Source organism: Aeromonas rivuli, assembly GCF_000820045.1.
Lineage (GTDB): Bacteria > Pseudomonadota > Gammaproteobacteria > Enterobacterales > Aeromonadaceae > Aeromonas > Aeromonas rivuli.
Genome location: NZ_CDBJ01000015.1, coordinates 115,005 through 125,368, shown reverse-complemented (window position 1 = coordinate 125,368; position 10,364 = coordinate 115,005). Strand labels below are relative to the sequence as shown.

At 61.2% G+C, this 10,364-nt stretch carries 7 protein-coding genes; 4 read left to right on the top strand and 3 right to left on the bottom strand.

The window, feature by feature from the left end; all coding sequences use genetic code 11:
• The first annotated feature begins 182 nt into the window (after nt 1-182).
• Nucleotides 183-836 (top strand): potassium channel family protein, encoded by a 654-nt coding sequence (locus BN1130_RS02010; protein WP_042039944.1) that lies wholly within the window; start codon nt 183-185, stop codon nt 834-836.
• Nucleotides 833-2,191, top strand: coding sequence for a TrkH family potassium uptake protein (locus BN1130_RS02005; protein ID WP_042039943.1), 1,359 nt, complete (start codon nt 833-835; stop codon nt 2,189-2,191). Before BN1130_RS02010 ends, BN1130_RS02005 begins: the two co-directional genes overlap by 4 nt.
• Before the next feature lie 94 nt (nt 2,192-2,285).
• Here the strand turns inward: BN1130_RS02005 and BN1130_RS02000 are convergent, their stop codons facing one another.
• Entirely contained in the window at nt 2,286-4,274 is a 1,989-nt protein-coding gene (locus BN1130_RS02000; protein WP_042039942.1) for a DNA topoisomerase III, read from the bottom strand.
• A gap of 384 nt (nt 4,275-4,658) precedes the next feature.
• On the opposite strand from BN1130_RS02000, the gene BN1130_RS01995 reads away from it, so the two are divergent.
• Nucleotides 4,659-5,789, top strand: a complete 1,131-nt coding sequence (locus BN1130_RS01995) for a NapC/NirT family cytochrome c (protein ID WP_042039941.1) — start codon at nt 4,659-4,661, stop codon at nt 5,787-5,789.
• A gap of 22 nt (nt 5,790-5,811) precedes the next feature.
• Nucleotides 5,812-8,292 carry a trimethylamine-N-oxide reductase TorA gene (gene torA / locus BN1130_RS01990; RefSeq protein WP_042039940.1) on the top strand — a complete coding sequence of 827 codons (2,481 nt, stop codon included), beginning with the start codon at nt 5,812-5,814 and terminating at the stop codon, nt 8,290-8,292.
• Nucleotides 8,293-8,413: 121 nt separating this feature from the next.
• Here torA and BN1130_RS01985 read toward each other — a convergent pair whose 3' ends face one another.
• Together BN1130_RS01985 and BN1130_RS01980 are read right to left on the bottom strand one after the other, a co-directional pair.
• On the bottom strand, nt 8,414-8,875 hold the full coding sequence (locus tag BN1130_RS01985) for a hypothetical protein (RefSeq protein WP_042039939.1): 462 nt from the start codon (nt 8,873-8,875) through the stop codon (nt 8,414-8,416).
• A 132-nt stretch (nt 8,876-9,007) separates the two neighbouring features.
• Entirely contained in the window at nt 9,008-10,357 is a 1,350-nt protein-coding gene (locus BN1130_RS01980; RefSeq protein ID WP_042039938.1) for a sensor histidine kinase, read from the bottom strand.
• Between the last annotated feature and the right edge of the window lie 7 nt (nt 10,358-10,364).

Below are 10,364 nucleotides of genomic sequence, written 5' to 3'. Positions count from 1 at the left end.
CCCTATTCCCCGGCAATGGCTGGCCCTCAAACCCCCTTCAATTCGATAGATGACGAGAGATCCCCTCACCCATGGCGACCCATAAAAGCCCCCGGATCCCGGTTCTCGATGAATAATGCCCCTCTTTGCGGACTCACTCGGCTGGTTTAGAGTAGGCAAATCGCTCTCCTGAGGAAGTACTCATGAATAACCAATTTGCCGTCATCGGCCTGGGGCTGTTTGGCACGGCGCTGTGTGAAGAGCTGGAACGCCAGGATGCCGAGGTGCTGGCCATCGACATTGACGAGGTGAGAACCCGTCAGGTCGCCACCTTCTGCAGCCATGTGATAGTGGCAGACGCCACCGACGAGAATACCGTCGCCGAGCTGGGTCTGGCCGAATACGACATCGTCTTCGTCGCCATAGGTGACAGCCTGGAGACCAGCATTCTCACCACCCTCGTCCTCAAAGAGGCCGGCGTGAAGAAGGTGTGGGTCAAGGCCCGCGACAAGTTCCACGCCAAGATCCTCAAGAAAGTGGGCGCCGACAAGGTGATCAACCCCGAGTGGGACATGGGCCGCCGCATTGCCCAGAGCATGTTTGATACCCGGCTGGTCGATTATCTGGAGCTGGGCCACGACATGGTGCTGACCGAGTTCGTGATTGGCCTGCAGCTCAACGATCGCACCCTGGCCAATCTCGATCTGCTGCAGCAGACCGAATTCCAACTGCTGGCCATCAAGCGGGGCCAGGTGCTCCATAACGTGCTGACCGGCACCATGACACTGGCCCTCGGCGATATTCTGATCCTGGCTGGCAACAAGCACGCCATCGACCGCTGGCTGGACAAGCAATGAGCTCTCTCTGGCGCGACACCTACACCTTTGCCATACGCCCGGATACCGAGTCCCGCTGGAACGAACCCAAGCTCATCCTCGGCAGCTTCCTGATCATATTACTGATAGGGACGCTGTTTCTAGTACAACCTTCCAGCCACAAAGGCGAAGTCACCTTCATCAATGCCCTCTTTACCGCGACATCGGCCATCAGCGTGACCGGGTTGGGGGTGGTCGATACCGGCAGTGCCTTCACCCTGCAGGGCCAGCTCTTCCTGCTGGTGCTGATGGAGATCGGCGGGCTGGGACAGATGACCATGACGGTGCTGCTGCTGGCCCTGCTCAGCAAGCGCGTCGGCCTTCGCCAGCAAGTGCTCGCCAAGGAGGCTCTCGGCCAGGGAGGGTCAATCAACATAGTGCGGCTGGTCAAACGGATCATTCTCTTTGCCTTCCTTGCCCAGCTGATCGGCACCGCCATCATGGCCTTTCGCTGGGTGCCTGAGATGGGCTGGGCCCACGGTCTTTATGTCAGTTTTTTCCATGCCGCCTCGGCCTTTAACAATGCGGGTTTCTCGCTGTTTGCTAACAACCTCATGGACTACCGAGACGATCCTCTGATCAGTCTGACCGTCTGCGCCCTGCTGATCCTGGGTGGCATCGGCTTCACCGTCATCATGGATCTGGTGCGTACCCGCCGGCTGCGCAGACTCAAACTGCACAGCAAGCTGATGCTGGTGATGACCCCCGTCCTGCTGTTGATCGGGACCCTGATGTTCTGGCTGCTGGAGCGAGGCAACCCGGCCACCCTGGGCGGTCTTAGCCTGGGCAACCAGTGGCTGGCCGCCTTCTTCCAGTCCGCCACCGCCCGTACCGCCGGTTTCAATACCCTGGATCTGGGCCACTTCACCTCAGCCTCCCTGCTGTTCATGATGATGCTGATGTTTATCGGCGCAGGCACCACCTCCACCGGGGGCGGTATCAAGGTCACCACCTTCGCCGTGGTGATATTGGCCACTCGCGCCTTCCTCACCAAGCGTCCCCACATCACCGCCTTTGGCCGCACCATAGCGCCCCACGTCGTGACCCGATCCCTGGCCATCATCATCGTCAGTGTGATGGTACTGATGCTGGCCATGTTCCTGCTGATGATCACCGAAGACCTTCCCTTCGATCGCATCATGTTCGAGACCATCTCCGCCTTTGCCACCGTGGGGCTCAGCACCGGGATCACGGCCCAGCTCAGCGAGCCGGGCAAGCTTATCCTGGTGATGGTGATGATATGCGGCCGTTTGGGCCCCCTGACCCTGGCCGTCATGCTGGCCAGGCCGAGCGAGACCCGCATCAAATACCCGGAAGAGAACGTACATACCGGCTAATGTGGCCGATGTGTGCCTGGGATATTGAGAACTGATATCACGAAGGGGCCCGAGGGCCCCTTTCATCTAACGACTCGTCATCCCAGCTTGGCCCTCAGCCCACCTTTGCCTTGGCCGCCTTGCGAGGGGCGCTGCTATTCGACGACTTGGCCGCCGTCCCCGGCTTGGCTGCGGACTTTCGCCCGGCGCCACCCTTGCGGCGGGGGAAGGGAGTGCGTCCCGCACTCTCCTGAGGCAGGGCGCTAAAATCGGCGCCGGTGTTGTGGCGGGCACCGTCGATCAGCTGATGCAACTGCGCCGTCAACGGATCCATAAACTGCTGATAGCTGCCATGGCGTTCGGCGATCTGACTCAGGCTCTGCTCCCAGAGCGCCGTCATGTCAGGGGTAGTCGCACTATCCGGCAGCGCCTGCACCAGGGCCCGGCCAGTAGCGGTCGCCTTGATACTCTTGCCCAGGCGATGCAGAAACTGGCGCTTGAACAGCAGATCGATGATGCCTGCCCGGGTTGCCTCCGTACCCAAGCCATCGGTGTCCCGCAGGGTCTTGCGAATGTTGGGATCCTGCACGTAACGGGCGATGCCGGTCATGGCGGCAAGCAAACTGGCATCGGTGAACGCCTTGGGTGCCTGAGTCATCTTCTCCAGCAGTTCGCCTCGCTCACAGTGCAGCGTTTCTCCCTGGCGCAGGGCTGGCAGCGTGCCCACCTCTTCCTCATCATCCTCTTCAACCCCGAGCAGCGCCTTCCAGCCAGCCTTCAGAATGCGTCTGGCCTTGGCCTGGAAGAGGCCACCTTCGATGCGCAGCAACACCCGGCTGTCGTTGTACTCAAACGGCGGATAGAACTGCAGCAGATACTGGCGCGCCACCAGGGCGTAGATCTTGTTCTCATCCGCCGACAGTGTGCCGGCGTTGCCTCGTTTCTCGGTCGGAATGATGGCGTGATGGGCATCGACCTTGGCATCATTCCAGGCCTTGCTGCGCAGGCTTCCCTTCGCCTGTGCGACGGCGCCCGCCAGGGGCGGCGCCGTCGCGGCAATGGCCTCCCGCACCCGGCCGGCCCTGTCGTAGTGCTCGGTAGGCAGATGACGGCTGTCAGATCTGGGATAGGTGATGAGTTTGTGTCGCTCGTACAGACTCTGGCAGATGTCGAGCACCCGCTTGGCGTCCATGCCAAAACGCTTGGCGGCATCGATCTGCAGGCTGGAGAGGTTGTAAGGCAGTGGTGGCGCCTGCTTGCGGGCCTGCTCTTCCACCTCCTCGACCAAGGCAGGTTTGCCTTCAATCCGTCGCACCACGTTTTCCGCCAGGGAGCGCTTCAATACCCTGCCCTCTTCATCTTGCCAGGGCTGGCAGGCCTCGGACGGCAGCCACTTGGCCGTAAAACTGTCACGACTCTGCGTCATCAGGTGCGCCAACACCTCGAAGAAGGGTTTAGGGACGAAGGCATCTATCTCCAGGTCCCGGCGCACCACCAGCCCCAGCAAGGGGGTCTGCACCCGGCCAACCGACAACAGGGCGCTGCAACCGGCCTTGCGACCAAGCAGGGTATAGGCGCGGGTCATGTTGATACCATAGAGCCAGTCGGCGCGGCTGCGCGCCAGGGCAGAGACGGCCAGCGGCACGAACTCCTTGTTATCGCGCAGGGTTTCCAGGGCACGGCGCACGGCTGGTGGATTGAGATCGCTGATGAGACAACGCTGCACGGGTTTGTGCTTGGGATAGCCAAGGTGAGCTATCACCTCATCCACCAGCAACTGCCCTTCCCGGTCCGGGTCACCGGCATTGACCACACAGTCGGCTCGCTTGATCAGGCCCTTGATGGCAGTGAGCTGGCTACGGGTCTTGGGCTTGGCCACCAGCTGCCACTGCTCGGGGATGATGGGCAAAGGCTCCATACGCCACTGTTTGTAAGCGGCGTCATAGGCATCGGGCTCCGCCTGCTCCAGCAGATGGCCGATGCACCAGGTCACCACATCCCCCTGGGCTGTCTCTATGAATCCATCCCCCTTGATGTGAGGCTTGGGCAGCACATCGGCGATGGCTCGTCCCAGACTGGGTTTTTCCGCGATGAAGAGTCGCATGGCTGACGCCCTGAATACTGTATATGTAGCCAGTATACCCAGCCAAACGGCAAAGCCCAAGTCCAGCCAGAGCGGCCGAGCCGAACCTTGACGCGCCTCCTCCAGCAGAAGTTCCTCCCTCCCTGAACTAGGCTGCTAATGACCGTGCTTGGCCTATACGGCGCCTCAGCGGCTGTTGTCCCCCATTTGGCAGTCTTTGCCGCAGAGTCCAGATAGGCGAAGGGAAAGCAGGACTCATTTGTGATAAATATTCAAAAATCTTTTATGCTATGAATTAAGAAACAGAAAAATAACGACTTTTTGGATTTTGCAATGATGGGTGTCAAGCTTTGACATCGGCCAAACTACTACCATATGGGTATTAATAACCTAGGAACTGCCACCATGCTTGGATCTCTTCTCAAGAAAACCTGGTTCTGGCTCCTGCTGCTCGGGGCCTTGCTGGGCGTCGCGGCACTGGGCGTCACCGCCACCATACTGCACAAGACCAGCTCGACCGAATTCTGCGTCTCCTGCCATTCGATGCAGACGCCGCTGGCCGAGTATCAGGGCAGCGTCCACTTCCAGAACAGCAAGGGCATACGCGCCGAGTGTGCGGATTGCCATATCCCGGGGGATCCTACCTCTTATCTGTGGACCAAGATCCGCGCCGTGAAGGACATTTACCACGAGGCGATCGGCACCCTGGATACCCCGGAAAAGTATCAGGAACGCAAGCTGTTGATGGCTCAACACGTCTGGGATGAACTCAAGGCCAACGACTCGGCCACCTGCCGCAGCTGCCACAGTTATGAGGCCATGGACATCCTGGCCCAGCGCCCCAACGCCCGTGCCGAACACCCGGTCGCCATCAAGGAGGGGCAGACCTGCATCGATTGTCACAGGGGCGTGGCTCACATCATGCCGGACATGAGCGGTCTGGCCGCCGCCGGAGCGAGCGAACTGGCTCAGGCTGCCGCCAAGACTCCCGCTGATGTCACCACCCGCTACGCCATCGCGACCACGCCACTGTTCATGGATGCCAAGAGCGATGCCAATCAGGGCAACTTGATGCCTTCGACCCAGGTGCAGATCCTCGGCAGTGACAACGGCCGCGCCCAGGTCGAGATCGCCGGCTGGCAGCAAGATGGCGTCGCCGACGTCTTCTACGCCGCTCCCGGCAAGCGCATCCTGAGTGCCCTGCTCGGTGATGAGGCCAAGCAACAGCTGGTCACAGGAAAGAGTGAGACCGATGCCAGCACCAATCTTACCTGGCACCAGGTCAAGCTGACCGCCTGGGTTGACCAGAGCCAGCTCATCGGCGATCAAGACAAGTTGTGGCAGTACGCCTCCTCCCTGATGTCCGCCAACTGCACCGGCTGCCACGGCCTGACCGCCCTGGATCACTTCAATGCGAACCAGTGGATAGGCGTCATCAAGGGCATGGAGCCCCGCACCTCCCTCACTCCCGAGCAGGCGCGCATGTTGACCCAATACGTGCAAAAACATGCCAGTGACATGAATTCGGCCCTCTAAGGCAGGACACTAAGGAATTGTTATGACTCTTTTCAACGATACAACCGCCAACCTGTCCCGCCGCCGCCTGCTCAAGGGCCTGGGGGCCTGTGCCGCCCTGCCCCTGCTCGGCGGTCTCTTTCCCAAGACGGCACTGGCCAGTGCCATCAGCACGGCGCTCGATCAGTTCACCACCCTGGTCCCGGCCCAGAAAGGCATCTTGACCGGGGCCCACTGGGGTGCCTTCGAAGCCATCGTCGAAGATGGCCGCATGGTCAGGGTTCAGCCGGTGCCCGATGATCCGGCCCCGAACGAGCTGATCGACATGGCCCCCTATCAGGTTCATGCCAAGAACCGCATCAAGTCCCCCATGGTCCGCAAGAGCTGGCTGGAACATGGTCCCGGCGCCAGCCCCGAGCTGCGCGGTGCCGATGAATGGGTCAAGGTGAGCTGGGATAAGGCCATCGAACTGGTCGCGGGCGAGATCAAGCGGGTGCAGAGCGAATTCGGCCCCCAGGCCATCCACGCCGGCTCCTACGGCTGGAAGAGTGTGGGCCTGTTCCACAACAGCCGCACTCTGCTGCACCGGCTGATGAACCTCTCCGGTGGCTTCACCGGCTACGCGGGTGACTACTCCACCGGGGCGGCCCAGGTGATCATGTCCCATGTGATGGGCTCCATCGAGGTGTACGAGCAACAGACTGCCTGGCCCAATGTGGTCGAGCATGCCGAGCTGGTAGTGCTCTGGGGGGTCAATGCCCAGGTCACCCTGAAGAACAGCTGGAACATGCCGGATCACGAAGGCCAGGCTGGCTTCAAGGCACTCAAGGAGAAGGGCACCCGGGTCATCACCATCGATCCCGTCTACAACGAGACCGCCAAGCTGCTCGGCGCCGAGTGGCTGGCCCCCAATGCCTACACAGATGTCGCCATGATGCTGGGGGTGGCCCATAGCCTGTACAGCGCCAAGAAGCACGATCAGGCCTTCCTCGATCGCTACAGCAGTGGCTTCGACAAGTTCCTCGACTACCTGCTTGGCAAGACGGATGGCCAGCCCAAGAGCGCCGAGTGGGCGGCGGCTATCTGCGGGGTCGATGCCAAGCAGATCACACAGCTTGCCCTGGACATGGCATCCAAGCGCACCATGATCATGGCGGGCTGGGGCATGCAGCGTCAGCACCATGGCGAACAGCCAAACTGGATGCTGGTCACGCTAGCCGCCATGCTGGGCCAGATTGGCTTGCCCGGTGGCGGGTATGGTTTCAGCTATCACTACTCCTCGGGGGGCAGCCCGACCGCCAAGGGCGGCATACTGTCCGGCATATCCGCCGGAGAAGCCCCCAAGAACAGCCCCGCGCCCATCCCGGTGGCCCGCATCGCCGACTGCCTTGCCAACCCGGGTAAAACCATCGATTTCAACGGTCGCAAGGTCACCTACCCGGACGTCAAGTTGGTCTATGTGGCCGGTGGCAACCCCTTCCACCACCACCAGGACACCAACAACCTGCTGCAGGCATGGCGCAAACCCCAGACGGTGATAGTGCATGAACCTTACTGGACAGCGACCGCCAAGCACGCCGACATAGTGCTGCCGGTCACCACCAGCTATGAGCGCAACGATCTGGAAATGGGAGGCGACTACTCCCAGCGTTATGTCTTCCCCATGCACCAGTGCGTGCCGCCTCAGCACGAGTCGCGCAACGACTTCGACATCTTCCGGGCCGTTGCCGCCAAGCTGGGGCTGGAAGAAGCCTATACCGAGGGCAAGGACGAAACCCTCTGGCTCAAGCAGATGTATGACGCCATGGCCGCCCAGGCCCGGGGTGCCAAGGTGGCACTGCCACCCTTCAGCATGTTTTGGGAGTCGAACAACTATGTACGCTTCCCCATCCCCGAGGCGAACAAGCAGTGGATCCGCCATGCCGATTTTCGCGAGAACCCGTTGCTCAACCCCCTCGGCACCCCGTCAGGCAAGATAGAGATCTTCTCCAATACCATCGACAAGATGGGCTATGCGGACTGTGCGGGTCATCCCAAGTGGTTCGAGCCCAAGGAGTGGAAGCAAGGCACGACAGCAGCTCAATACCCGCTGTCGCTCAACACCTCGCACCCGACTCAGCGTCTGCACTCCCAGCTCGACAACACACCGCTGCGCGAGAAGTTCGCGGTGGCCGATCGGGAGGCCATCATGATACATCCGGACGATGCCAAGGCCCGGGGTATCGCGGATGGCGACCTGGTCCGCGCCTTCAACGGTCGTGGTCAGATCCTGGTGGGTGCCCTGCTCTCCAAGGACGTACGACCCGGGGTGGTACGCATCTGTGAAGGGGCCTGGTTCGATCCGGCCGAGCCTGGCAAGGCTGGCGCCCTGTGCAAGAACGGCAACGTCAACTGCCTCACCTTCGATGAAGGATCGTCGAGCCTGGCCCAGGGCAACTGTGGTCATATGGCTCAATTGCAGATAGAGAAGTTTGTCGGCACCGCACCAGCCAATACCGCCCATGCCGTGCCAGCCAACGCCTGAGTGCTGACTTGATCTACCAACACAAACGGCGCCATCAAGGCGCCGTTTTCTATTGTGAATCGTGACACGCGGCAGCCCCTCTCAACTCGCTGACGGTGACCCGAAGTGCTGGCAGGATAACTTAGAAATCCCCTTCCACCATGTACTCTTCCGCGCACTCTACTAGCTGGGGCCAGAGCTCTTCCGGTACCCAGGCTTCGGGGTCATCTTCGTCACCATCATACTGGGTCCAGAAGTAGGCGCGCAGCCCGCTGGCAAAGTCATCGCTGATCTCGGCCAGCTCGGAGAGTGGCCCCAGCCAGGCGATGCGGCGCAGGCCGCTGGCCAGATCGTTGATGGCATCGATCAGACTCCGGTTATCCGGGTTCTGCTCCACCAGCAGGGTGAAGCGCTCGCGGGCGCTCTCGGTCTGATCCTCCTCCAGCTCGCCCGCATCGGCCAGCAGGTCGATAAAGTCCTCCAGCAGGAACTCGATCAGGTGGCCTCGATCTTCAAACCACTGGATCTGGGCTCCCTTCCGGCCCAGCAACGAGGCATCGAACGAATCATCAAGATGGCACAGTGCCCATGGATCGTCGGTCATGAATCTCTTCCTCAGGCATTCACAGATGCCACATGGTAAACCCGACCCGGTCCCCTCGCCACTCAGGCTGACAGGGCCCGCTTCGGGCATGGATAAAGGGGGTGAACCCGTGATGTGTCAGGGGGGAGGTGACTAACCGTCGACCCGTGCCACCTTGGGCAGCGAGAGGGAAGCCGCCAGCCCCCCCAGCTCGGCACGGCCCATGATGAGGCTGCCACGATAGGCCTCAGCCAGATCGGACACTATATTGAGGCCGAGCCCGGAGCCGGGCACCTTCTCGTCCAGCCGCACTCCGCGCAGCACGGCGCGGGTTATCTGATCTTCTGTCATGCCGGGGCCGTCGTCCTCGATGCGCAGGCTGATCCAACCCCCCAGCTCGGCGCTGGAGACCCGCAACTGCCCCGCCGACCACTTGTAGGCATTCTCCAACAAGTTGCCGACCATCTCATCGAAATCCTGCTCTTCCACTCCCACCGCCAAATTGGCAGGCACCTGCAGATCCAGGGTGCGCCCCGGATAGAGGCGAGAGAAGGCGCGGCAGATATATTCCACCCGGGCACGCACCGGGGTCGAGACTCCCAGCACCTTGGACGCCCCGGTCACCCGCGCCTTGCCGAGGTGATAGTCGATATGGCGCTGGATCTGATCGAGCTGCTCCTGAATGCCCCCTTGCTCCTCTGGCGGCAACTGGGAGAGCTGATTGCGCATGATGCTGAGCGGCGTCTTGAGGGCGTGGGCCAGGTTGCCCGTATGGGCCCTGGCACGCTGCAGCAGTTCACCATAGTGATGCAGCAAGCGGTTGATGTCCTCGACCAGGGGCTGGATCTCCAGGGGATAACGCTGCCTGAACCCCTCCTGATGGCCCTGATGCACCCGCACCAGCTCGCGGCGCAGCAAGTGCAGCGGGCGCAGACCGTAAACTATCTGGAAGGCAAAGCCGAGCAGCAGCCCGGCAGCGGCAAACCCCAGACCGAGAAACAGGCCGATACGAGTCTTGTGCAGCGTCTGGGTCAGGGCCGTACTGTCCTTGGCCATCACCAGGGTGAACACCTTGTCGGAGCCTGGCAGCAGCACGTTGCGGGTCATGATCAGCAAAGGTTCCTGATTGGGGCCCTTTCCAACAAAGAGATCCGGATCGCCAAAAGCAGACTTGAGGTGGTGGCTCTTGAGGTTGGCATCCCAGAGCGAGCGGGAGCGGCTGACGATCTGCTCCCCCAGCTCCAGCTGCCAGTAGTAGCCGGAATAAGGCTGCCGGTAGCGGGGATCCGCCATGGGTTCGGTGACGGCAGGCAACCCTCCCTGCTGCACCTCAATCCGTGCCAGCAGATCGTAGAGTTGCAACCTCAGGCTGTCGGCCTCGGCCTCCTGCCAATAGTTGCGCATCATGGTCTGCAGGCTAAAGCCGGTGGCCGAGAGGAAGAGCCCGCACCAGATGAGGGCGATGACCACCAATCTGCCCCGCAGGGTACGCACCAGACTCATCCCCTCT